Consider the following 26,959-nt stretch of genomic DNA (forward strand, 5'->3'; position numbering starts at 1 on the left):
TAGGCTCTATGCCTCTGATGATTTTCCGCACAACAAGATCATGACCCTCTTCCTGATGTTCGCCGGCGGCCTGATCGCCCTGGTGATCGGCGCGAGCCTGCTGGTGCGCGGCGCAGCCAAGCTTGCTCTGTCCTTTGGTATTTCCTCGCTGGTGGTTGGCCTGACCGTGGTCGCCTTCGGCACCAGCGCGCCGGAAGTCGCCGTGTCAGTGGGTGCGGTGCTCAACGGGCAGGTGGACATCGCCATCGGCAACGTGGTGGGCAGCAACATCTTCAACGTGCTGTTCATCCTGGGCATCTCGGCGTTGATCGCGCCTCTGATCGTGAACATCCAGCTCATCAAGCAGGAAGTACCGATCATGATCGCGGCCTCGCTGGCACTGCTTCTGATGATCCTAGATGGCAAGCTGGCATTCTGGGAGGCGGGCGTCCTTCTCGCGGCGCTTGTGGTCTACACGACCTTTCTCGTCATACAGTCTCGCAAGCAGACCGCTGCCGCTGGCAATGGCGAGTTCGACGACGAGGTCGACATGAGCTCCACCTGGGACCGCCACTGGTCGGTCCAGGTGTTGCTGATCATCGGTGGTCTGGTACTTCTGGTGCTAGGCAGCCGCTGGTTGGTCGAAGCGGCGGTGACCACCGCGAAGATGCTGGGTGTGAGTGACCTCGTCATCGGACTGACCATCGTGGCGGCCGGCACGTCCCTGCCGGAAGTCGCTACCTCGGTCACCGCGGCCATCAAGGGCCAGCGTGATATCGCCGTGGGCAACGTGGTAGGCAGCAACACCTTCAACATCCTGGGCTGCCTCGGTCTGTCGGGTCTCATGGCGCCGGCCGGCCTGGCGGTGGCACCCTCGATCGTCAGCTTCGACATCTGGGTCATGCTGGCCGTGGCTGTGGCTTGCCTGCCGATCTTCATCACCGGCCGCGAGATCGCGCGCTGGGAAGGTGCGGTCTTTGTTGGCTACTACGTGGCCTATACCGCCTACCTGATCATGGCCTCGCAGGAGCATGACGCGCTGCCGATGTTCAGCAACGCCATGCTGTATTTCGTGGTGCCGATCACGGTCATCACGCTGCTGGTGTCCTTCTTCCGCCAAAAGAACAGCCCCTCGACCGCATGAGCTTGATCTGGCTGGCGCTTGCGCCCTACATCGGCGCTGCGCTGATTGCTTGTCTGCCCAACTCCGCCCGCAAGACGGCCGCCTGGCTGGCCGGGGCCACCGCCTTGGTCGCGCTCGCCATGGTGCTGGCTGCTGCTCCAGCGGTCTTCGGCGGGCAGATCCTGCGCGATAGCGTCCCCTGGCTGGCCGAGCTCGGCCTGAACTTCGGCTTCCGCATGGATGGCCTGGCCTGGATGTTCGCGCTGCTGATCACCGGCATCGGCAGTCTGATCGTGCTGTACGCCGCTTACTACCTGGCCAAGGAAGATCCGGCGCCACGTTTCTTCATGTTCCTCATGCTGTTCATGGGGGCCATGATTGGCGCGGTCACTGCCGACAACCTGATCCTGCTGGTGGTGTTCTGGGAGCTCACCAGCCTCGCGTCCTTCCTGCTGATCGGCTACTGGAGCCACCGCGACGATGCGCGCGAGGGCGCAAAGATGGCCCTGGCCATCACGGGCCTGGGCGGGCTTGCGCTGCTCGGGGGCGTGCTGATCGTCGGCAACATCGTCGGCAGCTACCAGCTCGACGAGGTGCTGCGCGCCGGGGACCAGATCGTCGCCCATCCGCTGTACGAAGTGGCGCTGGTGCTGGTGCTGCTGGGTTGCTTTACCAAGAGCGCGCAGTTCCCCTTCCACTTCTGGCTGCCGCATGCCATGGCCGCGCCGACGCCGGTGTCGGCCTACCTGCACTCGGCCACCATGGTGAAGCTGGGCGTGTTCCTGCTGGCGCGCATGTATCCCGCACTCGGCAACACGGAGCCCTGGTTCTGGATCGTCTCGCTGACCGGCCTGGCCACGCTGATGGTCGGCGCCTACATCGCGATCTTCAAGCATGACCTCAAGGGTCTGCTGGCCTACTCCACCATCAGCCACCTCGGCCTGATCACGCTGCTGTTCGGGCTGGACGAGAAGCTTGCGATCGTCGCAGGGGTCTTCCACATCCTGAACCACGCGACCTTCAAGGCGGGGCTGTTCATGGCGGCGGGCATCATCGACCATGAGTCCGGCACACGTGACATGCGCAAGCTCAATGGCCTGATGAAGTACATGCCCATCACCGGCGTGCTGGCCATCATCGCCAGTGCGGCCATGGCTGGCGTGCCGCTGTTCAACGGCTTCCTGTCCAAGGAAATGTTCTTCATGGAGGCGGTGAACAAGAGCACCCACGCCGCCATGGAGTGGATCCTGCCGATCGGCGCCACCATTGCCGGCATCTGCAGCGTGGCCTACAGCGCTCGCTTCATCCACGACGTGTTCTTCAACGGCGAACCCGTGGACCTGCCCAAGACGCCGCACGAGCCGCCCTGGTTCATGCGCCTGCCGGTGGAAGTGCTGGCCTTGCTGTGCCTGCTGGTGGGTGTGGTGCCCAGCCTGATCATTGGCCCCACCCTGGCCGTGGCCGCGCAGGCGGCGCTGCACGGCGGCCCAGGCGAACTGCCGGTCTACAAGCTGACCATCTGGCACGGCTTCAACCTGCCGCTGCTGATGAGCGCCATCGCGCTGGTGGGCGGGCTGGCCGTGTACTTCTGGCTGCAGAAGCGCATCAACCTGCACACCACCAACCACCTGCCGCGCGGCGGGCGGGATGTGTTTGTGTGGAAGATGGACCGCATCATCGGCAGCGCCCGCCGCCTCACGCTGGCCCTGCAGAACGGCAGCCTGCAACGCTATTTGCTGCTGTTCTTCGGCACCGCGTTTGTGCTCGGCGCCTGGCCCTTTGTGCGCGCCGGCTTCAGCAGTGCACCTGTGCCGCAGGCCCTGCCCACCACGCCCCTGTCCTTCGGCTTTGTGGCGGTGTGGCTGATCGGCATGGCGGGCGCGCTGGCCACGGCCATTTGCTACCAGCGCCGCCTGCTGGCCCTGATGCTCATGGGCGCTACCGGTCTGGTGGTGGCGCTGGGCTTCGTCTATCTGTCGGCGCCGGATCTCGCGCTCACGCAACTGTTGGTGGAGATGGTCACCATCATGCTCATGATGCTGGCCCTGCATTGGCTGCCTGCCGAGAGTCCACCGGAGCGCTCCAGGCTGCGGCAGGCACGTGATCTTGCGGTGGCCGTGCTCGCAGGCGCTGGCGTGACCGCAATCGTTTGGCAGGTGCTGACGCGGCCCTTCAATTCGATCTCGCCCTACTTCCTTGAGACCACTGTGCCGCAGGGCGGCGGTTCGAATGCCGTGAACGTGATCATCGTGGACTACCGCGGCTTCGACACCCTGGGTGAGATCACCGTGCTCGGCATCGCGGGTCTGATGATCTTTGCCCTATTGCGCAACTTCAAGCCCGAGGGCCTGCGCCCCATGGCCGGTGAGGCCGAGCGCGACAAGCACCCGCTGCTGCTCAAGCTCATCAGCCGCCTGCTGCTGCCCCTTGCAGCGGTGGTGGCCATGCATCTGTTCATGCGTGGCCACAACCTGCCGGGCGGTGGCTTCATTGCGGGCCTCGTGCTCGCGATCGCCATCATCCTGACCTACGTGGCCAATGGCCAAGCCTGGATGGCGCAGCGTGCCACGGGTGACTACCGCCCATGGATCGGCTGGGGCCTGTTGATCGCGGGCGCAGCCGGCATCGGCAGCTGGTTCGTGGCGCACCCCTTCCTGACGAGCACTTATGACTACCCCTGGCTCCCGGGGGTGGGCGGCGTGCCGCTGGCCAGCGCATCGATCTTTGACCTCGGCGTGTTCCTGACGGTGGTCGGCGCCACGGTGCTCGCGCTCCTTGCGATCGCGCGCCTCACTGCCGGAGGCAAACCCACATGGAAGTGAGCTTCTTCTCGGTTCAAGGGCTGATGGCGCTCGGGGTCGGCATCCTGGCCGGCTCCGGCATCTGGCTGATGCTGCGTGCCCGCACCTTCGACCTCATCATGGGCCTGACGCTGCTGTCGTACGCGGTGAATGTGTTCATCTTCCTGATGGGCCGCATCAAGGTAGGCGCACCGCCGATCATTGAAAAGGGCGTGCCGCCCACACTGGCGAGCTATGCAGACCCGCTGCCTCAGGCGCTGGTGCTCACGGCGATTGTGATCAGCTTTGCGCTCACAGCCGTGATGCTCGTGATCGCCCTGCGCACCCGTGCGGACACGGGCTCGGACCATGTGGACGGGGAGGATCGATGAACCCCGTGCAATGGGTTGCCGGGTCGCTCTGGGCGCACTGGATCATTGTCCCGATCGTGCTGCCCTTGATGCTGGGCGCAGCGCTTATCCTGCTCGAGCGCACCCGGCCGGGCTGGGTCGGTGCCCTGTCGGTGCTGGGCGTGGCGGCGCTGCTCGTCGTCAATCTCGGCCTGCTTGCCAAGGCCGACACCGGGCAGATCAGCGCCTACCTGCTGTCTAACTGGAAGGCACCCTTCGGCATCGCGCTGGCGCTGGACCGGTTGACCGCCCTGATGCTGGTACTCACGAGTGTGGTGGCACTGGCGGCACTGGTCTATGCGCGCGCGGGCGATGATCGGCGTGGCGCGCTCTTCCACAGCTTCTTCCAGTTCCAGTTGATGGGGCTGAACGGTGCCTTCCTGACGGCTGACCTGTTCAACCTGTTCGTGTTCTTCGAGGTGCTGCTGATCAGCTCGTATGCGCTGCTGCTGCATGGCGCAGGCGCCGCACGCCTGAAGGCCAGCGTGCACTACATCACCTTCAACCTCGCGGCCAGTGCGCTCTTCCTGATCGCCGTGAGCCTGCTCTACGGCCTCACGGGCACGCTGAACATGGCCGACCTGGCGGTGAAGGTGCCGCAGCTCGGGGCCGAGAACGCGCAGCTGGTGCAGGCCGCGGCACTGCTGCTGATGGTGGTGTTTGCTGTCAAGGCGGCGCTGCTGCCCCTGTACTTCTGGCTGCCCGACACCTATTCGGCCGCCACGGCGCCGGCCGCCGCGTTGTTTGCGATCATGACCAAGGTCGGGCTCTATTCCATCGTGCGCACCAGCACACTCATCTTCGGCAGTGATGCGGGCGCGGCCGCGGGTACGGTGCAGCCCTGGCTGGCGGTACTGGCTTTGCTCACCCTGCTGCTTGCGGCGCTTGGCACGCTCGCGGCCACGCGCCTGCGCGGCACCGTGGCCTACGGCGTGGTCGCTTCGGCGGGCATCCTGCTGCTGTCTGTGGGTCTGGCGCAGGCGGACACCGTGAGCGCTGGCCTGTTCTACATGGTCAACAGCACGCTTGCGGCCTGCGCCATGTTCCTTGTGGCCGATCGCGTGATGCTGTCACGCCCCGTCGGTGGAGACACGCTGGCGGCTGCGGCCTTTGGCGCAGATCGCCAGCGGCTTGGCGTCATGTTTTTCATCGGCGCCGTGGCGGTGGCCGGTCTGCCGCCCCTGGCTGGCTTCTTCGGCAAGGCTCTGTTGCTCAAGGGCGCGGCGGATTCCAGCCTGAGCGTGTGGGTGTGGGCCGTGGTGCTCATCTCCAGTCTGCTGCTGGTGGTGGCCTTTGCCCGCGCCGGCGCAAGCCTGTTCTGGGAAAGCGGCAACGAACGCACTCAAGGCGCGGCTTTCAGTCTGGCGCGCGAGCTGCCCGTGTGGGCGCTGCTGGGCCTGCTGGTGCTCACGAGCGTGATGGCGGGCTCGCTGTCGCGTTACACGCAGGCCACGGCCGAGCAACTATTCGAGCGGCAGACCTACATCCGTGCTGTGCTGGGCAAGGAGCCCGTGCCGCCGGTGCATGACATCCGCAAGGAAATGAATGAACGCGTGAAAGCCGGAGGCGAGAAGTGAAGCTGCTGCCCTCCCCGCTCATGTCGCTAGTGATCGCCATCACCTGGCTGCTGCTCAACAACTCCGTGTCGCCGGGCAACCTCCTGCTGGCCGCGCTTTTTGGCATCAGCATCCCGTGGTTCACGGACCGATTCCGCGGCGAAGACCGGGCGCGCATGAAGCGCCCCGGCACCATCATCAAACTTGGCCTGATCGTGCTCTACGACATCGTGATGTCCAACATCACGGTGGCCAAGCAGATCCTCGGCGCGGAGTCCAAGCTCAACCCGCAGTTCGTTTGGGTGCCGTTGACCATCCGCGATCCGCACGGCATTGCCGCGCTGGCTGGCATCATCACCATGACGCCGGGCACCCTGTCTGCGGACCTCACGCAGGACCGCACCCACCTGCTGATACATGCCTTCAATGTCGATGACGAAGCCGAGCTGATCGCCGGCATCAAGGCCCGCTACGAAGCCCCGCTGCTGGAGATCTTCGAATGAACAGCCAGCACTTCAGAACGCAGATCCAGCATCCATGCGCCTCTTCAGGCCAAAATGGCTGGAAACCCGCATGGGACAAGCGGAAAGCCCTTTCGGTTGCTCAACGGGAGGCAGCGTCATGCTGAGCACCGTCGTGCCCATCGCTATCGGCGCCTTTGCGTTCGCGCTCGTGCTCAACCTGCTGCGCCTGCTCAAAGGCCCCAGCCTGCCGGACCGTGTCCTGGCGCTGGACACGCTCTATGTCAACAGCGTGGCGCTGCTTCTGCTGATCGGCATCCAGTTCAAGACAATGCTGTTCTTTGAAGCCGCACTCGTGATTGCGCTACTGGGCTTTGTCGGCACGGTCTGCGTGAGCAAGTACATCAGCCGCGGAGACATCGTCGAATGAACGCCCTGCCCCTCTGGCTCGATGTGCTGATCGCCGTGCTGATCCTGATTGGCGCCGTATTCGCGCTGATCGGCTCCTACGGTTTGGCCAAGCTCGGCGACTTTCTCAAGCGCCTGCACGGCCCAACGAAGGCCACCACGCTCGGTGTGGGCTGCGTGCTCATCGCCTCCATGATCTGGTTCAACGCCCAGGGCATGCTGTCCCTGCACGAGCTGCTGATCACGCTCTTCCTCTTCATGACCGCTCCGGTCTCCGCGCACCTGCTGATCAAGGCGGCGATGAAGATGGATGGGTCGATCAAGCCCAAGGAGCCTGCGGCCAAGCTCAAGCAAGGCGATTGAGCTTCTCGGCCAGCACCACCGAGCTGGTGGTCTTGACCACGCCGTCCAGCTCGCCGATCTCATCGAGCAGCGCATCGAGCTGGCTGCTCGACGCAGCGCGCACCAGCGCGAGGTAGTCGAACTCGCCGCTCACTGACGCGAGCAGCGCCACCTCGGGCATCCTGCCCAGGCGCTTGACCACATCGCGCCCGCGCTTGGGTTCCACCGTCAGGCCCACATAGGCGCTCAGCCCGGCCTCCACGCCCGCGCGGTTGATGCGCACGCTGTAGCCGGTGATCACACCGGCTGCTTCCAGCTTCTGCATGCGCGCCAGCACCGTGGTGCGCGCCACGCCGAGCTTCTTGGCCAGCGTCGTCACGCTCTCGCGGGCGTTGGCCTGCAGCAGGGCGAGCAGGGCGCGGTCGGTGGCGTCGGTGGGGGTATTCATGGCGCTATCTGATCACTTTGACTCTTCAAGACAGACATATTGTCTCGTTTGCCTACCGAATTAGCCAGATTGCGCCTTCATATCGTCAGCTGCCCTCTCTAGACTGCGCGCCATCGCTCGCACCCTTGCGAGCCAACCCAACCGCACAGAGAACACCACCATGAAGATCGTCCTGCTCGGCGCCGGCCACATCGGCCAGACCATTACCCGCCTGCTGACCGAAAGCGGCGACTACCAGCTCACCGTAGTGGACCAGGTGGCCGCGCCGCTGGAAAAGCTCAAGTCCTTTGGCGTCAAGACCGCGGTGGTCGACACCGAAGACGACAGCGCGCTGAAGGCCGTGCTCACGGGCCACGACGCGGTCATCAACGCCCTGCCGTACCACATGGCCATCAAGGTGGCGCAGGCCGCCAAGGTCACCGGCGTGCACTACTTCGATCTGACCGAAGACGTGGCCGCCACCAAGGCCATCATGGCCATGGCCAAGGACGCCAACACCGCCTTCATGCCGCAATGCGGTCTGGCGCCCGGCTTCATCGGCATTGCTGCGCATTCGCTCGCGCAGGCCTTCGACAAGATCGACGAGATCAAGATGCGCGTGGGCGCGCTGCCGGCCTTCCCGACCAACTCGCTCAAATACAACCTGACCTGGAGCGTGGATGGTCTGATCAACGAGTACTGCCACCCCTGCGAGGCCATCCATGAGGGCCGCCTCACGGAGCTACAGGCGCTCGAGGGCATGGAGCACTTCTCGCTCGACGGCGTGGAGTACGAAGCCTTCAATACCTCCGGCGGCCTGGGCACCCTGTGCGACACGCTCAGTGGCCGCGTGCGCAACCTCGACTACAAGAGCGTGCGCTACCCCGGCCACAACGCGCTCATGAAGGTGCTGCTGCAGGAGCTGCGTCTGTCCGAGGATCAGGAGACGCTCAAGAACATCATGCGCAAGAGCGTGCCCACCACCATGCAGGACGTGGTGCTGGTGTTCATCACCGTCAGCGGCGAGAAGAACGGCGCCTATGTGCAGGAAGTGTTCGCCCGCAAGATCTTTGCCGAGCGCGGCGCAAAGCCCCTGTCGGCCATCCAGATCACCACGGCGGCGGGCATCTGCTGCGCTGTGGACCTGTTCCGCGAAGGCAAGCTGCCCAAGACCGGCTTCATTCGCCAGGAGCAGATTCAGCTGAGCGACTTCCTTGCCAACCGCTTTGGCCGGGCCTATGAGGAAAGCGGTCGGGTGGAGTCGATTTCCTGAGTAGATGTCCTGAGTCGATGTCCTGGGCCGGTGCAGCCCGCATCCAGAGATGTAGAAGTCCATTTCATGCGGCTCTCCAGACCAAAATGGCTGAAGAGCCGCACCAGACAAGCGGAAAGCACCTACAGAAATCGTGCTGGCGGCACCGATGGATCAGCGAGCCAAGCCGCGTCCGCTAGCCTGAAGACCTTCCATTGATTGATTGCAGCCGGCCTCTGCCCGCTGCCCTGCCTAGAGGCACCGCCATGAAGCACGACACCTTGAAGCTGCTCGCCGAACTCGGCGTCACCATGCCCGACACCGCCGACTCGCACGACCTGATTGCCCGCACGCCCATCACCGGCGAGGCCATCGGCCCTGTGGCCACCGCCACCCACCAGCAGGCCGACGCGGCCGTGGCCCGCAGCGTCGAGGCCTTCCGCGCCTGGCGCAAGCTGCCGGCACCGCAGCGCGGTGAGCTCGTGCGTCTGCTGGGCGAGGAGCTGCGCGCCTCCAAGGCTGCGCTCGGCCAGCTGGTGTCGATCGAGGCCGGCAAGATCCTTCAGGAGGGTCTGGGCGAGGTGCAGGAGATGATCGACATCTGCGACTTCGCCGTCGGCCTGTCGCGCCAGCTCTACGGCCTGACCATCCAGAGCGAGCGCGCCGAGCACCGCATGATGGAAACCTGGCATCCGCTCGGCCCCACGCTGATCATCAGCGCCTTCAATTTCCCGGTGGCGGTGTGGAGCTGGAATGCGGCGCTTGCCCTGGTCTGCGGCAACAGCATCGTCTGGAAGCCGAGCGAAAAGACGCCGCTCACGGCCCTGGCCACCCAGGCCATCTTCGAGCGCGCCGCCAAGCGCTTCGGCCGCGCGCCCGAGGGCCTGTCCGTCGTGCTGCAGGGCGGGCGCGAGCTCGGCGAGCAATTGGTGAATGATGCGCGCTTTCCGCTGGTGTCGGCCACTGGCTCGACGCGCATGGGCCGCGCCGTGGGCGAGGCCTGTGCCAAGCGCTTTGCACGCAGCCTGCTGGAGCTGGGCGGCAACAACGCGGCCATCATTGCGCCGAGCGCCGATCTGAAGATCGTCGAGCGCGCGGCCACCTTCTCGGCCGTGGGCACGGCCGGCCAGCGCTGCACCACCCTGCGCCGCCTGCTGGTGCACGCGAGCGTGTACGACCAGCTCGTGCCGCGCCTGAAGCAGATCTACGGCAAGTTGCCGATCGGGTCGCCCGTGGCGGACGGCACGCTCGTCGGCCCGCTGATCGACAAGCAGGCTTACGAGGCCATGCAGCGCGCGCTGGACGATGCGCGTGCCCAGGGCGGCACGGTCACGGGCGGCGAGCGGGTGCTCACCGAACTCGGCGCCAACGCCTATTACGTTCAGCCCGCCATCGTGGAGATGCCGGCCCAGACGCCTGTGGTCTGCCACGAAACCTTTGCGCCCATCCTGTACGTGATGAAGTACAGCGGTGACGTGACCGAGGCGATCGCACTGAACAACGCCGTGAATCACGGCCTGTCCTCGGCCATCTTCACCAACGACATGCGCGAGGCCGAGCGCTTCGTCAGCGACGAAGGTAGCGACTGCGGCATTGCCAACGTCAACATCGGTACCAGTGGCGCGGAGATCGGCGGCGCCTTCGGTGGCGAGAAGGACACGGGCGGTGGCCGCGAGAGCGGCTCGGACGCATGGAAAACCTACATGCGCCGTGCCACCAATACCTTCAACTACGGCAGCAGCCTGCCGCTGGCCCAAGGCATCCGCTTCGAGATTGACTGAAACGGCGACGGGACGCCCCGAGCCGGGCATCTCCTTGCTGGCGATTTGCCCGGGCCGTTGCTAGCCTTGCCGGGCGCGGGCATGGACCCCGCCCGCTGGACATGGCACGGACTGAACCGTTTTCATTTGCCGCCTCCGAGGCGGATCCCAATCTGCGCGCCGCGCTCGACAGTCTCGACGCGGCGCTATGGAGTCTGGAACGCGGCAGCGGCGTGGTGCGCATCTGGGCGCCACTGCATGGCGTGCTCGCGCCGCTCGCCACGCTGAGCTCGCTCGAAGACTTCCTGCGGCTGGTGCCTGATGTGCAGAGAGGCATGCTGCGTGCCACGCTGGACGCCTGCATGCGCGATCGGCGCGGCTTCGAGATCAGCGTGCAGCTGAACCTGCCGGCCGGCCCGATCGAAGTGGCGCTCAATGGCAGGCATACGCCCTGCGGCGCGGCCGGCCATCTCGATCTGCTGCATGAGGATGATCATGCCCACGTGCAGCTGCTGCGCGGCGACGCACTGCTCAACTGCGTGCAGCGCATGGCCGGCGTAGGCCTGTGGGAGATCGATCTGATCTCGGGTTTTCACCACTGGGACCGGCAGGTGTTCGAGATCTACGGGCTCGACGCCGATGGCCCGCAGCTCACAGTGGAGGAGGCGATCTCCTACTACACGCCCAGGGCGCGCGAGCTGCTGGAGCCGGCGCTGGCGGACTGTATCCAGCACGGCAAGCCCTTCATCGTCGAGAACGAACTGCGCCGGGCGGACGGCCGTGTGATCTGGGTGCGCTCTGCCGGGCAGCGCATTGAGCTGGCCGGGCAGCCTGTGGCGGTGGTGGGCACCTTCCAGGACATCTCTGAGTCCATGCAGACGCGGCAACGTCTGGAGCATCGTCTGCGTCTGGCCAATCACGCCGGCCACGCAGCCTTCTGGGAGCGGGATCTTCGCACCGGTCAGGGCCAGTGGGACGCGCGCATGTTCGAGCTGTTCGGCTTCGATCCCACCGGCCCGGTACCGAGTTTCGAGCAGGCCAGCGCCCGCTTTATCGATGGCGATCGCGAGCGCGCGCGCGCGATCTGGACGGAGTCCCTGCGCAGCGGTGGCATCGCAGAGACGTTCTATCGCATCCGGCATGACGATGGACGCATCGTCGCCCTGCGCTCGGTCTGGGAGGTTGAGCTGGACACCGACGGCGTGCCGATGCATGCCGTCGGGCTGGTGACCGACAACACCCCCGGCTATCAGCTGGCCATGGAGAGCCAGGCCCTGGCCGAGCAGCTGGATCTGGCCGCCAACATCGGCGGCGTCGGTATCTGGCGTCTGGACGCGGCCACCAACATCATCACTGCCAACGCCCGTGCCTACGAACTCTACGGCCTGGACCCGAACCAGACCTGGACCCTGGACGCCGCGATCCATGGCGTGTTGCCGGAAGACCGGTCACTTGTCGAGCGTGCCAGGGACGCCAGCTTCAACACCGACGAAGTCGTGCTCGTGGAGTACCGCGTAAGTCTCGCCGACGGCAACATCCGCCACCTGCAGACGCGCAGCCGCAGCCAGCGCGATGCGGCCGGGCGGCTGCTGTCGGTGATCGGCGTCGCCTCGGACATCACCGAGATCCGCGTGGCCCTGGAGACTGAGCAGAGCATCAACCAGCGCCTGCAGCTGGCCGCCAGCTCGTCGGGCATCGGCTTCTGGGAGTTTGATCCGGCGACGGGCATCTTCGACAACGACGCGCAGGTCATGCGGATCTGGGGTCTGGGGGAGCGCCAGATGCAGATCAGCAAGGCGCGCATGGATGAACAGGTCGAGCCTGAGGATCTGGGCCGCTACAACGCCCTGCTCGACGCGGTCGTGCAGGATGGCCAGACCCGCGGCCTGGTCTACCGGATCCGGCGCGCAGACGGCGTCAGTCGCCTGCTGCGCCTGAACGCCTCGGCTGTTCGAGACCCCGCAGGCACGGTGATCAAGCTGGTGGGTACGGAGCGCGACATCACCTACGAGCGCAGTATCGAGCTCGAGCTGCGCAGCGCCCTGGACCGGCTGTCCCTGGCCACGCAGACCGCCCGCATCGGTATCTTCGAGCACAACGTGGACCGGCGCGAAACCTGGTGGGACGCACAGATGTTTGACCTGTACGGCGAACCGCGTGCCAGCGGGCGCATGCCCGACGAGATCTGGCGGACTGCCGTAGATGCTGGCGAGCGTCAGGCCGCTCGCACCCTTCTGGGCAGTGCACAGGCTGATCAGCAGCTCACCCGCGAGTTCACGATCCGGCGCGCGGATGGACAGGAGCGCAGCATCGCTTCTCGCGGCATCGTTTCGCGCAACGCGCAGGGAGAACGCATCGTCGTGGGCGTCAACTGGGATGTGACCGACATGGCCCAGGCCGAGCGCGATCGGCGCGAGCGCGAGATTGCAGTGCGCGAGAGCCAGGCAAAGAGCGAGTTCCTGTCACGCATGAGCCACGAGCTGCGCACCCCGCTGAATGCGATCCTGGGCTTTTCGCAGCTGCTGCTGCATGACCCGGCACAGGATCTCAGCCTGCCGCAGCGCAATCATCTTCAGAGCATCGAATCTGCGGGCTGGCACCTGCTCGAGATGATCAACGAGGTCCTGGAGTTGTCACGGATCGACTCGTCGCAGGGCACGGTGCAGTGCGCCGCGGTCGAGCTGGGCGCGATCGTGCGCGAGATCGGCACCCTGCTCGAACCGATGGCGCAGAAGGCCGGCGTGAGCATCGAACTGCCTCTGCTCATCGGTGCCGGCTGGTATGTCCATGCAGATGCCACGCGGCTCAAGCAGGTGTTGTCCAACCTCATCTCCAATGCCATCAAGTACAACCGCGCTGGAGGACAGGTCAGGGTCGAGATCGGGCAGGACGAGGCGCAGATCCGCCTGGCGGTGCGCGATACCGGCCGCGGCATGAGCGCGGATCAGCAGCGCCGTCTGTTCCGACCCTTCGACCGCCTGGGCATGGAAACCTCGGGCATCGAGGGGGTCGGCATCGGCCTGGTCATCACCCGCAAGCTAGCCGAGCTGATGGATGCGCAGCTGGACGTGCAGAGCACCGAGGGCGAAGGTTCCTGCTTCACGCTCTCGCTGCGTCGTGTTCCTGCACCCGAAGCTGTGCCGGCCCAGACCCGCTCCGTTTCTGAGAGCAGCGTGCAGTCGGCACGCGCCCGCGGCAAGGTGCTCTACATCGAGGACAACGCCCTGAACCGCGCTGTGTTCGAGGGCCTTCTGATGTCGCGCCCGAACGTGGCGCTGTGCTGTGCCGCCACGGGTGGCGAAGGTGTGCGTGCGGCGCTGGCCGATCCACCGAACCTCATCGTGGTGGACCTGCACCTGCCGGACATGGATGGGTATGGCGTTCTGGAGGCGCTACGACGCGAACCGGTTCTCCAGGGCGTGCCCATCGTCACCCTCACTGCCAGTGCCATGGCAGAGGACCGGGACCGCGCGCTGGCCGCAGGGTTTGCGGACTTCTGGACCAAGCCCCTGTCACTCGATGGACTGACTGCGCGTCTGGACGAGCTGCTGATCGGCGAGCAATAGCGCCTCGATGGCAGCCGCCTGGGTGGCGTCCAGACGACCCGCACCACGAGCGGTGCGCAGCGTACGCAGGGCGAGCACTCGGTACAGCGCTGCAATGTCCTGCTCGGGCAATCCATCGATTGCGTCCAGATGCTTGCGCAAGGTGCCGACATCGCCGCGCGACACCACCCCCGGCAGGCTTTCGGCGAGCCCCCCCGTCTGCGCGGCGTTCAGCGTGCTGCGTGCCAGTGGCAGGAGTGCTGCGAGGGTCTGTTCCTCGCTGGCGCCGAAGCTGGCCCAAAGACGCGCAGCTTCGCCCAGCAGCGCGTTCAGAAACGCACCGGCGTAGTGGGCCGCGGCGTGGTAGCGCGCGCGTGCACCGGGGGGCAGGCTGAGCGGGCGCAGGCGCAGATCCTGCGCGAACTGTTCGAGCGTCAAGTTCAGCGTCCCTTGCGCCTCGATGGCCACGGTGCAGCCGGGCAGGCTCGCCAATGTGGCCCCGGGGTCTGCAAAGACGGTCAGCGGATGAAAGCCACCGATGGCTGCGCCGGCCGCGGCCGCGGACTGCAGGGCAGAGACTTCGGTGGCGCCACTGCAGTGGACCGCGGCCTGCCCCGTTCTCCATGGCAGAGCCGCGCAGACGCTGGCAATGGCGTCATCACTCACCGTGAGTAGCACGAGATCGCAGTAGGTCACCACCGCATCCATGCCCACTGCGCTGCAGCCTGGCAGTGCGTCTGCCAAGGCCTGCGCGCGCCCCGCGTGACGGCTGGCCACATGGCTAACCGTCCAGCCCGCCTGCTGCGCGGCACGGGCTAAGGTCTGCGCCAGGCGGCCCGCGCCAATGAAGCCCAGCCGCGGGCGTGGGGCTGTGGGTTGCGTCGGTGAATTCATGGTCTTTGTCGTTCCTGTGGCCGATGCGGTCGCTCCCCGGGCAAGCCCTTAGAGCGGTGACGCGCATCAGCCACCATGATGGAAGGTATGAAACATACAACTGACCATCTCATCGGCCGCGGCCCCCTGCAGGTGCGCATGGATGCCGGACGGGCGGCACGCAAGCAGGTGCCTCGTTCCAGCCTCGCGCAGCATCTGCCGGGCAAGCGCGATCCGTTGGCGCTGCTGCGCGAGTCCGACCGGGGCAGGGTGCAGGAGCTGCTGCCCGTGCGCTACGGGCGCATGCTGGCCAGCCCGTTTGCCTTCTACCGCGGCGCGGCGGCGATCATGGCGCACGATCTGGCCCAGGGCCTGCGCTGCCCGGTGACCGTGCAGCTTTGCGGCGACGCACATCTGTCGAACTTCGGCCTGTTCGCCAGCCCGGAGCGCCGCCTGCTCTTCGGGCTGAACGACTTTGACGAAACCCTGCCCGGACCTTTCGACTGGGACGTGCGCCGCCTCGCGGCAAGCTTTGTGATCGCCGGGCGCGAGCTGCAGCTTGCGCGCAGCGCTCAGGAGCGGGTGGTGCGCACCCTGCTGGACACGTATCACGCGCGCATGCTCGAGTTTGCGCAGATGGACACCCTGGAGGTCTGGTATTACCAGGACACGGCCGAGCTGCTGCTCACACTCGGTGGCGCAAGCAAGCAGGAGAAGCAGGTCATCGAGAAGGCGCGGCGCAAGAACTCACGGGCGCTGGTGGACGATGCGGTGGAATGGGTGGACGGCGCGAGCGGCCGGGAGATGCGCATCAAGGACGCGCCGCCCTGGGTCTATCACGACGCGGGTGCCACCCAGCGCGAGATCAGCCGCTTCGAGAGCAGCATCCAGATCTTCTTCGAGGACTACCGCGCCAGCCTGCCCGAAGACCGTCGTGAGCTCTTCGACCGCTATGAGCTGATGGACGTGGCCGTGAAGGTACCGGGCGTGGGAAGTGTGGGGCGGCGCTGCTTCATCGCGCTGTTTGCGGCGGATGGTCACCACCCGCTGTTCCTGCAGTTCAAGGAGGCGGCGGATTCGGTGCTCGAACCCTGGCTCGGCCAGAGCCCCTACGAGCACGACGGCCAGCGCATCGTCGTCGGCCAGCGCCTGTGCCAAGCCGCCAGCGACATCTTTCTGGGCTGGGCCTCCAGCAAGGCGCTGGGCGCGGAGTTCTACGTGCGGCAGCTGCGCGACATGAAGGCTTCGCTGGACGTGACCCAGTTCTCCGCCGATGACCTGGCCGACTATGCCCAGGCCTGCGGCTACGCGTTGGCGCGCAGCCAGGCCAAGGCCGGCGATCCGGCGTTGATTGCGGGCTACATCGGCAAGGGCGACGCCTTCGATGCAGCCATCACGCGCCACGCCTTTGCGTATGCCGACCAGAACGAGGCAGACCACGCCGCGCTGGCCGCCGCCGTGAAGGCCGGCAAGCTCAGCGTGATCATCGAGGCAGAGGACTGAGGCGCGTCGCGCACCCCGCGCTAGCCGAGCGCGGCGAACCGCGCCTTCAGATCGTCCACGAGTGCGCGCACGCGGGCCGGCAGGAAGCGGTTGCTGGGCAGCACGGCGTTCAGCGGCATGGGTTCGCGCCAGTCGGGCAGCACGGGCTTGAGCTCGCCGGCCTTGAAGTGGGCGGCGAGATCCAGCGCACTTTTGAAGATGATGCCGCGGCCCTCCAGCGCCCAGCGGTGGGCGATGTCGGCATCGTCCACGCTGCGCTTGCCGTCGGTGCGCACGGTGGCGGTGTCGCCCGCGGCAGTGCCCAGCGTCCAGCTCACGTGTCGGCGGCCGGCGACCTCGAAGCTCAGGCAATCGTGCTGGCTCAGCTCGCGCGGATGCGAGGGCGTACCGGCCTTCTTCAAGTAGGCCGGGCTTGCGGCCAGCACACGCGCAGTGTCCGCCAGCTTCACGGCCACCAGGCGGCTGTCGGCGAGATCTCCGTAGCGGATCGCCACGTCCACGGTGTCGCGTACCAGATCATGCAGCGTGTCGGCCACCGACAGCTGCAGCGACACACCGGGGTGCGCGTCCGCGAAGGCGTCCAGCCAGGGCAGCAGGATGCGGCGCGTCAGGTCGCTGGGCGCAGCCAGTCGGATCGCGCCGCGCAACTCACGCTGAGACTCAGACACCTGCGCGCCGCCTTCGGCAAGCAGGGCGAGCGCCCGCTGCGCATAGCCCAGGTAGGCCTCGCCTTCCGGTGTGAGGCGCTGCGTGCGGGTAGAGCGTTCGAGCAGGCGCACGCCGAGTTGCGCCTCCAGACGCTTGAGCCCGGCGCTGGCTGCCGCTGGCGTGATATGCAAGACCTCTGCAGCACCTGTCAAATTGCCGGCCTCCGCACATTCCACAAAGATCTTCAGGTCAGTGATGTTTTCAACGTTCATTTGAAAATCCTAGTCAGGTGAGGTCACTTTTCAAATGAAACCATACAACCAAAATGCCGCTTGTGGCACGCAGGTTCGATTCGGGTGCCACGCCTCCTCCATCCTCAAGGAACACTCAAATGGCCACCTCGACGCCCCGAATCCTCGTACTCACCACCTCACACGCTCAGCTGGGCGCCACCGGCAAGCCCACGGGCGTGTGGCTGGAAGAGCTCGCCCTGCCCATGCAGTGGCTTGCTCAGCAAGGCGCAAGCTTGAGCCTGGCGTCAGTGGCCGGCGGCGCCATCCCGCTTGATCCGGCGTCGCTGCCGCCTGTGGATGCGCCGCACCCCGAGCCGCGTCAGCGCTTCCTGCGCGAGCACGCCGACCTGCTCGCGGACAGCCCCGCAGCGGCCCAATTGCATGCCGACGCCTTCGACGCCCTGTTCCTGCCGGGCGGGCACGGCACCGTCTGGGATCTGCCCGACGGCGCGGCGCCGCTGGTGGAGGCCTTCTACGCGGCGGGCAAGCCGATTGCCGCGGTCTGCCACGGGCCAGCGGGTCTGGTCGGCGCACGCCGGCCTGATGGGCAGCCGCTCGTTTCCGGCCTGCGGGTCAATGCATTCACTGACCACGAGGAGCGTCTGGCGGGGCTCGATCAAGTTGTGCCCTTTCTGCTGGAGTCACGTCTGAGCGCCTTGGGCGCCCGCTTCGAAGCCGGCCCGGCATGGGCGCCCTACTGCACGCAGGACGTCGGTGACTCAGGCAGCGTGATCATCACCGGCCAGAACCCGGCGTCGAGCCCTGCGGTGGCGCAGGCGCTCTGGACGGCGCTGGCTGGTGGGGAGCCGCTTGCTGCCTGAGCGGCCGCTCAGCGATCTTGCCGCTCGGCGGCCATGAAGGCCGCGAGCTCGCCCAGATCGCGCCGTCGGCGTGAGGGCTGCCGGATGGGCGAATTGCCAGCGTTTCTGGCTGTGCTTTCCCAGATTGCTGCCCCGGCATCGATGATCCGCCAAGGCTAAACTCGCAGCCTCGTCGGGGAGCGTTGCAGCGATTGTTCAATCGTCAGGCCCGCGGTCAGAAGAACCACGCTCATCTGGATCCACCCCTTGGCATCTTCAGGTGAGTCGTATGTCCCCAGCTACACCCCTCCGTTCGGCCCAGCCCCCGGTCTCGCCCCTGCTGCTCTCGGGCCTTGAGCCCCTGCGCATCGACGAAACCAGCCTGTTCGTCAACGTCGGCGAGCGCACCAACGTCACTGGCAGCCGGGTCTTTGCCAAGATGATCCTGGAGGGCCGCTACGAGGACGCCCTCGCCGTGGCGCGCCAGCAGGTCGAGAACGGCGCACAGATCATCGACATCAACATGGACGAGGCCATGCTCGACAGCAAGGCCGCCATGGTCCGATTCCTGAACCTGATCGCCAGCGAACCGGACATCGCACGCGTGCCGATCATGATCGACAGCTCCAAGTGGGAGGTGATCGAGGCCGGCCTGAAGTGCGTGCAGGGGAAAGCCGTCGTGAACTCGATCTCGCTGAAGGAAGGCGAGGCCGAATTCATCCGTCAGGCGAAGCTGTGCCGCCGCTATGGCGCGGCCGTGATTGTGATGGCCTTTGATGAGAAGGGCCAGGCCGACACCTTCGCGCGCAAGACCGAGATCTGCGCGCGGGCCTACCAGGTGCTCGTCGAGCAGGTCGGCTTCGCACCGGAAGACATCATCTTCGACCCGAACATCTTCGCCATTGCCACGGGCATCGAGGAGCACAACAACTACGCCGTGGACTTCATCGAGGCCACGCGCTGGATCCGCGAGCACCTGCCCGGCGCCAAGGTGTCGGGCGGTGTGTCGAACGTGAGCTTCTCCTTCCGCGGCAATGACGTCGTGCGTGAAGCCATCCATACGGTCTTCCTGTATCACGCCATCAAGGCTGGCATGACCATGGGCATCGTGAATGCCGGGCAGCTTGGCGTGTATGAGGAGCTGGATGCGGAGCTGCGCGAGCGGGTCGAGGACGTTGTGCTCAACCGTCGGCCGGACGCTGGCGATCGACTGATCGAGATCGCTGATCGTTTCAAGACGGGTGGCGCCAAGCGCGAGGTGAACCTGAAGTGGCGCGAGGAGCCCGTCGAGAAGCGGCTTGCCCACGCGCTGATCCACGGCATCACGGACTTCATCGTCGAGGACACCGAGGCCTGCCGCGCAGACATCGCATCGCGCGGCGGCCGGCCCATCGAGGTGATCGAAGGACCGCTCATGGACGGCATGAACATCGTGGGCGACCTCTTCGGGGCCGGCAAGATGTTCCTGCCCCAGGTGGTCAAGAGCGCGCGCGTGATGAAGCAGGCGGTGGCGCACCTCGTGCCCTTCATCGAAGAGGAAAAGCGCCAGCTTGTCGCTGCGGGGGGTGATGCCAAGCCCAAGGGCAAGATGGTGATTGCCACCGTCAAGGGCGACGTGCACGACATCGGCAAGAACATCGTTTCCGTCGTGCTCCAGTGCAACAACTTCGAGGTCGTGAACATGGGCGTGATGGTGCCGGCCGCCCAGATCCTGGCCAAGGCCAAGGAAGAGAACGCAGACATCATCGGCCTGTCCGGTCTGATCACGCCTAGCCTGGAAGAGATGGCCTATGTCGCCAGCGAGATGCAGCGTGACGAGTACTTCCGCACCAAGGGTGTGCCCCTGCTGATCGGTGGAGCAACCACCAGCCGGGTGCACACGGCCGTGAAGATTGCGCCGCACTACGAAGGCCCGGTGATCTACGTGACCGACGCCTCGCGCAGCGTTGGCGTGGCCACCAATCTTGTCAGCGATCAGGCCACGCGTTTCATCGCCGACATCCGCGCCGAATACGACAAGGTGCGCGAGAACCACGCCAACAAGAAGGCCGCGGCGCTGGTCTCCATCAGCGAGGCGCGCGCGAACAGGCCGAAGATCGACTGGGCGGGCTATGTGCCACCGAGGCCCAAGTTCATCGGGCGCCGCACGTTCAGGAACTTTGACCTCGCAGAGCTCGCACGCTACATCGACTGGCAGCCCTTCTTCCAGACCTGGGATCTGCATGGCCCTTTCCCGGCCATCCTGCAGGACGAGGTGGTCGGCGAGTCGGCGCGTCGGGTCTTTGCAGACGGCAAGGCCATGCTGGAGAAGGCGATCGCCGGCCGCTGGCTCACGGCCAACGCAGTGGTCGGCTTCTATCCGGCCAACACCGTCAACGAAGACGACATCGAGGTCTATGCCGACGACTCACGCACCGAAGTGACGTTCGTCTGGCACGGTCTGCGACAGCAGCTGGCCAAGCGCGAGGGCGTGGACAACAAGTGCTTGGCAGATTTCATCGCCCCCAAGGCCAGCGGCGTCGCGGACTACATCGGCCTGTTTGCCGTCACTGCCGGGATTGGCGTGGACAAGAAGGAAGCACAGTTCGAGGCCCTGCACGATGACTACTCGAGCATCATGATCAAGGCACTTGCAGATCGGTTCGCGGAAGCCTTTGCCGAGTGCATGCACGAACGGGTGCGCAAGGACCTCTGGGGCTATGCAAGCGACGAGCAGCTCAGCAATGAGGATCTGATCAAGGAAGCCTATCGCGGCATCCGTCCGGCGCCGGGGTATCCGGCCTGCCCGGAACACACGATCAAGCGCGCCATGTTCGACACGCTCGAATGCGGGGACATCGGCATGGCCCTGACCGAGTCGCTGGCCATGACGCCGGCGGCCAGTGTGAGCGGCTTCTACTTCAGCCATCCGGCCAGCCAGTACTTCAACGTCGGCCCGGTCGGCCCTGACCAGCTTGCCGACTACATGGCCCGCAGCGGGCGCGCGGAGGCGGAGTTGCGCCGGGCGCTTGCGCCTTCGCTCGCCGGATAGCGTTCAGGGCGCGGCGGGCTCGAAGCGGTCCCGGCCGGAGCGCTTCGCCGCATACAGCGCCGTGTCCGCCCGTCTGAGCCAGTCGGGTGCCGTCTCATCCGGCATCAATTGCGCAAAGCCGGCAGAGAAAGTCTGGTGATCTGGCGTGACCAGACGCAGGCGCTCGAGCAGTGTGGCCGCCTGTGTCGTGTCACAGTCGACCATCAGCAGCACAAACTCCTCGCCGCCGACGCGCGCAAGAAAGTCTGTCGGACGCACGTGCTCGCGCCACGCGGCTGCCGCGTGGCGCAGCAGTTGATCGCCCCGGTCATGACCGTGCAGGTCGTTGTAGGCCTTGAAGTGGTCCAGATCGATGACCGCCACTGTCAGTGCGGTGCCTTCGCATCGAGCGCGGGCGGTCTCTTCGCGGATCCGCAGATCCAGGCTGCGTCGATTGGGCAACTGCGTCAGCGCATCCGTATGAGACTTCAGGCGCAGCGCTTCCATCTCGCGGGACGTGGCGCGCCAGGCTCGATGACCCAAGGCACCCAGCAGCGCAACGAGTATGAGCGCCAGCGACACGAATCCGAGAAGCCGCAGGCGCAGGGCGGCGATGCGCTTGGTCAGCACGTCCTGGTTGTGCTGGGCTTCACGCGAAAAGTTGTAGGCCAGGGTCTGCGTCAGGGCACTGACGGACTCCGACAGGCGCAAGCCGTCGGAAGCAAGCACTGCGCGAAGCTGGGTGAGATCACGGTCCGGGGCCGACTGGATCCGCTCGTAGATGCTGCGATGCAGGCGGACGAATGCACCGTGCTCGCTGCGCAGCTTGGTGATGAGCACGCCGGTCCATTCATCCGAACTGACCTGCGCGGCCAAGCCGTTCACGGCACCCGAAAATTCACCTTGCGCGAGCGAGAACGCGTCCGCCGCGGCGCCAAGGCGGTCCGACTGGCTGGCCGGGTCCATGAGCACGTAGATCCAGGCGGTCTCGGTCTGGTGGGCTGCCGCCGCCTTGGCGTTGACCAGCAGCGCCTGCTCGGTCAGACGGATCAGCTCGCCGGCACGCAGCTGGGTGCTGCGCAACTCATCGCCGATCGTCCATACCCGGACGAGGAGGGAGACGCAAAGACTGGCGAGTCCGAGAAGAAGCAGGGAGTCGCGAAGATGTAGACGTGCGAGACGCTGCTGAGCAGAGAGCATTGATGACCAGACCCACGTACCGACTGCGGCAGCATGAAAGTCTAGGCTGACGAAGCAGCCGACCGGCTGCGAAGCGCACGCGGCACGCCGCCGCGATTGTCAAGAATTGCCAAGAAGCATGTGCGTGCCGGTCAGAACGTCACCGTAAGTTCAGGCACGTCCACATTGATGACCGGCCGTCCCAGCGCTGCGACGCTGTAGGACGCGTAGGCCTGCGCAAAGTCCGGGTTCGCAAACCGGCGCGGACCGGCGGCGGCGGCCACCGCCAGCACCTTGTCGGCCAGCAGCACCTTGCCAGACGCACGCAGCGGCTCCGCTTCGAGCAGTTCAAACTGCTCGTCCAGCCACTCCATGCCGGCTTCGCCGGACAGACCGGTCTCAGTCTCGATCTCGAAGCGAGACTCGGCGGAGAACACGACGGTGACAGCGGCTTTCATGACTGGACCTTGGCGGGAAAGCTGCGCAGGCTACGTGCTTCAACCCGCTTCGACAAGCAGGGATCAGTCTGGATGCAGCCCCGGCAACCTTGCGGCAACACAGGTGCGGTTCAGCGTTCAGTGCGTAATCAGCGCGATACCCAGATCACATCTGCGCCCTTGGTCCTGGCCCTGCGCAGCATGTCCAGCAGCGGCCATGCGCGCTGCGCCAGACCGACTTCGCGTGGCGTTTCATGAACAGCGTCGCCATCGTCCTGACGATCCGGCACCGGCGCCCGTCCGACGGCCGCCTCAATGGCAGCAATCGCGTCTGGAAGCTGGTCCGTCGTGATGATTCCGGTGGCCGTCGCCGGCTTACCGATGAGATCAAGCAGGGTTGCGGCATGTGATCCGAGCATGTAGAACTCGGCGCAGGCCTTGGAGCGGAAGGTAAACAGCATGGCTCAGGGGTTGGAGGAATCGGACGCCGACGCACCGGGGCTTGATGAGTCACGGGCTGCGATCGTGAGATCGATGTTCAGCGGCGGAACCGCAGTGCCTGGCACCAGTACCTGGCCGAACTCATTCATGATACGGGCGCGCCCCGCGTCCTTGGCGCCATAGAGCGCCCTATCCGCACGCTCGATCATGCGCGCGGCATCGTCGCCGCGGCGCCAAAGCGTCACACCGGCGGAGAAGGTCTGTGATTGCGGCGTGGCAGCAAGCAGGCGCAGCAGCATCAGCTGTGCATCGTGCAGTGCGCAGTCCGGCAGCAGCACCGCAAACTCCTCGCCACCGTAGCGTGCCAGCAGGTCGGCGGGCCGTAGATGCAAGCCCCAGGCGTGTCCGGCCTCCTTGAGCAGTGCATCGCCTTGCGGGTGGCCGAAGGTGTCGTTGAAGCGCTTGAATCGGTCCAGGTCGATGATCGCCAGGCACAAGGGGCCACCGGATCGCTGGGCGCGGCTCATCTCCAGCGCGAGCCGCTCCTCGAATGCACGGCGGTTGGGCAGCTGAGTGAGCGCGTCTGTCCGCGCGAGTGATTCGAGCCGGTCCAGAAGCTCCTGCTGGCGCACCAGACTTCGGCGCAGCAGGATGATAAGGAGCACCGCCAGTCCGATGATCAGACCGATCAGCCCCATAAGGAGACGGCGAAGCGCCACATCGCGCGACTCTTGGATCTGATTGAGCGTCAGCGCGGACTCGCGTGCGCTGGCGGCTGTCTGCCCGCTCAGCGCCATGAGCGCATTGATGGTCTGCTGTTCGGCCACCAGCAGCACGCCGAGCGCTTCCAGCGACGCATTTGAGCCGGGCCTTGCCAGCCGCGACAGCAGCTCTCCGTGCAGGGCGTCGAATTGATCGAGCTGCGTTCGCAAGGGCGCCACCAGCGAGCCGGGGCTGCCCGGCGGCTGCAGTGCGGCCATGCGCGAAAGCAACTCTGCGTACCGACCGCGTGCACGGTTGAAGGCCTGGAGCGCCTCTGCATCTGCAGATACCGGGCCGGCACTTTGCATGAACTCGAACGCCAGCGCGGCTTGCCACCGAGCGAGTTCAAGCGCCTGCAGCTGCAAGTCGCTGGCCACGGCACTGATCTCCTCGGCCTTCTGCACCTGCGCCTGTGTGCGCGTGTCGGCCAGCGCACCGAAGCGCAGCACGACGATCAGTGCAATCGCCAGCAGGATGATGAGACCGGCGAGCAACGCGTCGCGCAGCAGATCGCGGCGCAATCCGCCGCGGCGACGCATGCCCATCGGATCGCCGCCGGCGGGTGTGTTCTTCCGGTCCATCGGCGCATTGTGCAATGGGGCTACAGTGTGCGTATGCATTCTGCTCACAACCTCTGCAGGCTGCCGGATCGTGCTCGGCGCGGCCTGATCGGTCTGGTCTGCGCGCTTTCATTGGGCGCCTGTTCGCCCAAGTTCGATTGGCGCGAGATGCCGGCGGCCAACGAGCGCGTGACGGCGCTCTTTCCGGCCAAGCCCGAGAGTGCAACTCGGCAGGTGACGCTGGGAGGAGCCAGCTACGCCATGACGCTGACCGGTGCGCGCGTCGACCAGGCGCAATTTGCGGCGGGCCATCTCGTGGTGCTCGATGGGCGATCTGCGCAGGCCGTTGCGGCTGAATGGGCGGCCGCGATGCAGGCCAATCTACGTGGCACTGCTACCGCGGCACCGAAAACAGTGCAGGTGGCCGGGGCAGAGGGAGCGATCGAAGTTACTGCCCGCGGCACGGTCGAGGGTTCAAGTGGCCAGCTGCTCGCTCGATTCGCGTGGCGCGGTGGTGATGTTTTTTGTGCGATCGCGCTCGGCCCGGATCGCAGCCTGTCTGCGGAAGCGGCAGAGCAGTTTGTCACCTCGCTCAAGCTGCGTTGAGCACACCGCGGTACTGCACGCACTCTGCGAGATGCGGAGCGTCGATGTCGGTACTCCCAGCCAGATCTGCCGTCGTGCGCGCAAGCTTGAGCACGCGATGCACGGTCCGCGCAGACCAGGCCATGCGGCTCATCGCGCGGCGCAGCATCTCGTCGGCCTGCGGGCGCAGCGTGCAGTGGGTGCGTACATCGCCCTCGTCCAGCAGCGCGTTCAAGCGGCCCTGCCGCGCAAGCATGCGCTCGCGTGCAGCATTCACACGCTCGGCAATCGCGCTGCTGGGTTCGGACGGCGCGGCACTCAGCAGCTCGGACTCCGATAGCGCCGGCACCTCCACCTGAAGATCGATCCGATCCAGCAGCGGACCGGACAGCTTGCCCTGATACCGGCTGATCTGGTCAGGCGTGCAGCGACAGGCCTTGACCCGGTGCCCAAGGTAGCCGCAGGGGCAGGGATTCATCGCGGCCACCAGCTGAAAGCGCGCTGGAAACTCGGCCTGGCGCGCCGCGCGACTGATGTGGATCCGCCCGCTCTCCAGGGGCTCGCGCAGTACTTCCAGCACGCGCCGATCCCACTCGGTCAGTTCGTCCAGGAAGAGCACGCCATGGTGTGCGAGGGAGATCTCTCCCGGCCGAGGGCTTGATCCTCCACCTACCAGGGCCACCGCACTGGCGGTATGGTGCGGCGCGCGAAATGGCCTCTGACGCCATGCGTGTGGATCGAAGCGGCCGACCAGCGAAAGCACGGCTGCGGACTCCAGCGCCTCTTCTTCGGTCAGCGAAGGCATCAAGCCGGCGAAACGCTTGGCCAGCATGCTCTTGCCAGTACCTGGTGGGCCGATGAGCAGCACCGAGTGCCCGCCCGCGGCCGCAATCTCCATGGCGCGACGCGCCACTGCCTGGCCGCGCACATCAGCCATGTCCGGGTAGGCGGCTGCTTGCCCGACTGTGCCCGCTGCGAGCACGGTATCCAGTGGCACCGTACCCGTCAGGTGCGCGCATACGTCCAGCAATGTTCTTGCCCCAGTGGACTTGACGCCACTGACCAGCGCAGCCTCCGCCGCACTGGCCTGCGGCAGGATGAATCGGGGCTCACGCTCGGCCGCGCTCTCGCGGCTGACCGCATAGGCCATGGCCAGCGCACCGCGGATCGGGCGCAGCTCGCCCGACAGGGACAGCTCACCCGCGAACTCGGTGTCAGCCAAGGCCTCGATGGGGATCTGCCCGCTCGCCGCAAGCACCCCCAGCGCGATGGGCAGATCGAATGCACCCGACTCCTTGGGCAGATCCGCCGGTGCCAGGTTGATCGTGATACGGCGCTGCGGGAACTCGAAGCCGCAATTGATCAGCGCCGCGCGCACCCGCTCCCGAGCTTCCTTGACCTCGGCCTCCGGCAGGCCGACCAGCGTGACGCTGGGCAGGCCGTTGGCCAGGTGCACCTCGACCTGAACGGCGGGCGCAGCCATGCCGGCCAGCGCCCGGCTGCGAACGACGGCGAGGCTCACGCCGCGGGGTCGGTGCTGCGCGGGCTCGTTTCGAGCGCCGCCAGCCGGGCCTCGAGCGCCTCGGCCTGGGCTCTCAGTCGGGCAACCAGTTCGCGTTGGACCTCAAACTCCTCCCGCGTGACTAGTTCAAAACGCGCCAGACCCTGCGCCACCAGGGCCTTCACGTTGCGTTCGATGTCTGCTGCGGGCGTATTGGCGATGACTGCGCTGATTTTCTGCTGCAGATCATCGAGAAAAGCGTTTCGGTCCATGCCGGCTCCCTTGAAGTCCTTGAGCTTAGCGGCGCCCGCCAACGTGGGCGGC

Annotated in this window: 22 protein-coding genes, 1 pseudogene and 1 riboswitch; of the genes and pseudogenes, 14 read left to right on the top strand and 9 right to left on the bottom strand. The window is 65.9% G+C overall.

Annotated features, from left to right (window positions below; genetic code table 11):
* Positions 1 to 40 precede the first annotated feature (40 nt).
* The 7 genes from ACMDW7_RS00325 (at position 41) to ACMDW7_RS00355 (ending at position 7,080) form a co-directional block, all read left to right on the top strand.
* Complete coding sequence (locus ACMDW7_RS00325) at positions 41 to 1,123, top strand: calcium/sodium antiporter (RefSeq protein WP_377304819.1); 1,083 nt, start codon at positions 41 to 43, stop codon at positions 1,121 to 1,123.
* A complete protein-coding gene (locus ACMDW7_RS00330) occupies positions 1,120 to 3,924 on the top strand; it encodes a monovalent cation/H+ antiporter subunit A (RefSeq protein ID WP_377304821.1) in 2,805 nt (934 codons plus the stop codon). The genes ACMDW7_RS00325 and ACMDW7_RS00330 overlap by 4 nt, the downstream gene beginning before the upstream one ends.
* Positions 3,915 to 4,274 carry a Na+/H+ antiporter subunit C gene (locus ACMDW7_RS00335; RefSeq protein ID WP_377304823.1) on the top strand — a complete coding sequence of 120 codons (360 nt, stop codon included), beginning with the start codon at positions 3,915 to 3,917 and terminating at the stop codon, positions 4,272 to 4,274. Before ACMDW7_RS00330 ends, ACMDW7_RS00335 begins: the two co-directional genes overlap by 10 nt.
* Positions 4,271 to 5,869, top strand: a complete 1,599-nt coding sequence (locus ACMDW7_RS00340; protein WP_377304825.1) for a monovalent cation/H+ antiporter subunit D — start codon at positions 4,271 to 4,273, stop codon at positions 5,867 to 5,869. Before ACMDW7_RS00335 ends, ACMDW7_RS00340 begins: the two co-directional genes overlap by 4 nt.
* Positions 5,866 to 6,351, top strand: a complete 486-nt coding sequence (locus ACMDW7_RS00345; RefSeq protein WP_377304827.1) for a Na+/H+ antiporter subunit E — start codon at positions 5,866 to 5,868, stop codon at positions 6,349 to 6,351. The genes ACMDW7_RS00340 and ACMDW7_RS00345 overlap by 4 nt, the downstream gene beginning before the upstream one ends.
* Before the next feature lie 118 nt (positions 6,352 to 6,469).
* Positions 6,470 to 6,739 (top strand): K+/H+ antiporter subunit F, encoded by a 270-nt coding sequence (locus ACMDW7_RS00350; RefSeq protein WP_377304829.1) that lies wholly within the window; start codon positions 6,470 to 6,472, stop codon positions 6,737 to 6,739.
* Positions 6,736 to 7,080, top strand: coding sequence for a Na+/H+ antiporter subunit G (locus ACMDW7_RS00355; protein ID WP_377304831.1), 345 nt, complete (start codon positions 6,736 to 6,738; stop codon positions 7,078 to 7,080). The genes ACMDW7_RS00350 and ACMDW7_RS00355 overlap by 4 nt, the downstream gene beginning before the upstream one ends.
* Here ACMDW7_RS00355 and ACMDW7_RS00360 read toward each other — a convergent pair.
* Entirely contained in the window at positions 7,064 to 7,507 is a 444-nt protein-coding gene (locus tag ACMDW7_RS00360; protein WP_377304833.1) for an Lrp/AsnC family transcriptional regulator, read from the bottom strand. The genes ACMDW7_RS00355 and ACMDW7_RS00360 overlap by 17 nt on opposite strands.
* A 160-nt stretch (positions 7,508 to 7,667) precedes the next feature.
* On the opposite strand from ACMDW7_RS00360, the gene ACMDW7_RS00365 reads away from it, so the two are divergent.
* From ACMDW7_RS00365 to ACMDW7_RS00375, 3 genes are all read left to right on the top strand, one after another.
* Positions 7,668 to 8,759, top strand: coding sequence for a saccharopine dehydrogenase family protein (locus ACMDW7_RS00365; protein WP_377304835.1), 1,092 nt, complete (start codon positions 7,668 to 7,670; stop codon positions 8,757 to 8,759).
* A 245-nt stretch (positions 8,760 to 9,004) separates the two neighbouring features.
* A complete protein-coding gene (locus tag ACMDW7_RS00370; protein ID WP_377304837.1) occupies positions 9,005 to 10,519 on the top strand; it encodes an aldehyde dehydrogenase family protein in 1,515 nt (504 codons plus the stop codon).
* 101 nt (positions 10,520 to 10,620) lie between these two features.
* Positions 10,621 to 14,064 carry a PAS domain-containing protein gene (locus ACMDW7_RS00375; protein ID WP_377304839.1) on the top strand — a complete coding sequence of 1,148 codons (3,444 nt, stop codon included), beginning with the start codon at positions 10,621 to 10,623 and terminating at the stop codon, positions 14,062 to 14,064.
* On the opposite strand, the gene ACMDW7_RS00380 is transcribed toward ACMDW7_RS00375, so the two are convergent.
* Complete coding sequence (locus ACMDW7_RS00380) at positions 14,011 to 14,937, bottom strand: Rossmann-like and DUF2520 domain-containing protein (RefSeq protein WP_377304841.1); 927 nt, start codon at positions 14,935 to 14,937, stop codon at positions 14,011 to 14,013. The genes ACMDW7_RS00375 and ACMDW7_RS00380 overlap by 54 nt on opposite strands.
* Positions 14,938 to 15,024: 87 nt before the next feature.
* Here ACMDW7_RS00380 and ACMDW7_RS00385 point away from each other — a divergent pair, with 87 nt between their 5' ends.
* Entirely contained in the window at positions 15,025 to 16,419 is a 1,395-nt protein-coding gene (locus tag ACMDW7_RS00385) for a DUF2252 domain-containing protein (RefSeq protein WP_377304843.1), read from the top strand.
* A gap of 20 nt (positions 16,420 to 16,439) precedes the next feature.
* On the opposite strand, the gene ACMDW7_RS00390 is transcribed toward ACMDW7_RS00385, so the two are convergent.
* Positions 16,440 to 17,339, bottom strand: a complete 900-nt coding sequence (locus ACMDW7_RS00390; protein ID WP_377304845.1) for a LysR family transcriptional regulator — start codon at positions 17,337 to 17,339, stop codon at positions 16,440 to 16,442.
* A gap of 119 nt (positions 17,340 to 17,458) precedes the next feature.
* Between ACMDW7_RS00390 and ACMDW7_RS00395 the strand changes: the two genes are divergently transcribed.
* Both ACMDW7_RS00395 and metH read left to right on the top strand, forming a co-directional pair.
* A complete protein-coding gene (locus ACMDW7_RS00395; protein ID WP_377304847.1) occupies positions 17,459 to 18,181 on the top strand; it encodes a type 1 glutamine amidotransferase domain-containing protein in 723 nt (240 codons plus the stop codon).
* Between the two features lie 168 nt (positions 18,182 to 18,349).
* A riboswitch (S-adenosyl-L-homocysteine riboswitch) is annotated at positions 18,350 to 18,419 on the top strand.
* Positions 18,417 to 21,191, top strand: a pseudogene (gene metH, locus ACMDW7_RS00400) (methionine synthase); the annotation flags it as partial. Its footprint overlaps the riboswitch before it by 3 nt.
* 3 nt (positions 21,192 to 21,194) lie before the next feature.
* Here the strand turns inward: metH and ACMDW7_RS00405 are convergent.
* The 4 genes from ACMDW7_RS00405 to ACMDW7_RS00420 all read right to left on the bottom strand — a co-directional run bounded on the left by ACMDW7_RS00405 (position 21,195) and on the right by ACMDW7_RS00420 (position 24,570).
* Positions 21,195 to 22,253, bottom strand: a complete 1,059-nt coding sequence (locus ACMDW7_RS00405) for a sensor domain-containing diguanylate cyclase (RefSeq protein WP_377304848.1) — start codon at positions 22,251 to 22,253, stop codon at positions 21,195 to 21,197.
* Between the two features lie 248 nt (positions 22,254 to 22,501).
* Positions 22,502 to 22,807 carry a hypothetical protein gene (locus ACMDW7_RS00410; RefSeq protein WP_054124459.1) on the bottom strand — a complete coding sequence of 102 codons (306 nt, stop codon included), beginning with the start codon at positions 22,805 to 22,807 and terminating at the stop codon, positions 22,502 to 22,504.
* A 128-nt stretch (positions 22,808 to 22,935) separates the two neighbouring features.
* Positions 22,936 to 23,247 carry a DUF1840 domain-containing protein gene (locus tag ACMDW7_RS00415; protein WP_377304850.1) on the bottom strand — a complete coding sequence of 104 codons (312 nt, stop codon included), beginning with the start codon at positions 23,245 to 23,247 and terminating at the stop codon, positions 22,936 to 22,938.
* A gap of 3 nt (positions 23,248 to 23,250) precedes the next feature.
* Positions 23,251 to 24,570 (bottom strand): sensor domain-containing diguanylate cyclase, encoded by a 1,320-nt coding sequence (locus tag ACMDW7_RS00420; RefSeq protein ID WP_377304852.1) that lies wholly within the window; start codon positions 24,568 to 24,570, stop codon positions 23,251 to 23,253.
* A gap of 33 nt (positions 24,571 to 24,603) precedes the next feature.
* Here ACMDW7_RS00420 and ACMDW7_RS00425 point away from each other — a divergent pair, with 33 nt between their 5' ends.
* Positions 24,604 to 25,155 carry a hypothetical protein gene (locus ACMDW7_RS00425; RefSeq protein ID WP_377304854.1) on the top strand — a complete coding sequence of 184 codons (552 nt, stop codon included), beginning with the start codon at positions 24,604 to 24,606 and terminating at the stop codon, positions 25,153 to 25,155.
* Here ACMDW7_RS00425 and ACMDW7_RS00430 read toward each other — a convergent pair.
* Both ACMDW7_RS00430 and ACMDW7_RS00435 read right to left on the bottom strand, forming a co-directional pair.
* Positions 25,142 to 26,656, bottom strand: a complete 1,515-nt coding sequence (locus ACMDW7_RS00430) for a YifB family Mg chelatase-like AAA ATPase (protein ID WP_377304856.1) — start codon at positions 26,654 to 26,656, stop codon at positions 25,142 to 25,144. The genes ACMDW7_RS00425 and ACMDW7_RS00430 overlap by 14 nt on opposite strands.
* Positions 26,653 to 26,907: an accessory factor UbiK family protein gene (locus ACMDW7_RS00435; protein ID WP_377304858.1), complete on the bottom strand. Its 255-nt coding sequence runs from the start codon at positions 26,905 to 26,907 to the stop codon at positions 26,653 to 26,655. Before ACMDW7_RS00435 ends, ACMDW7_RS00430 begins: the two co-directional genes overlap by 4 nt.
* Positions 26,908 to 26,959: the final 52 nt, after the last annotated feature.

It is taken from the genome of Piscinibacterium candidicorallinum, from assembly GCF_047549485.1.
GTDB classification, from domain to species: domain Bacteria; phylum Pseudomonadota; class Gammaproteobacteria; order Burkholderiales; family Burkholderiaceae_C; genus Piscinibacterium; species Piscinibacterium candidicorallinum.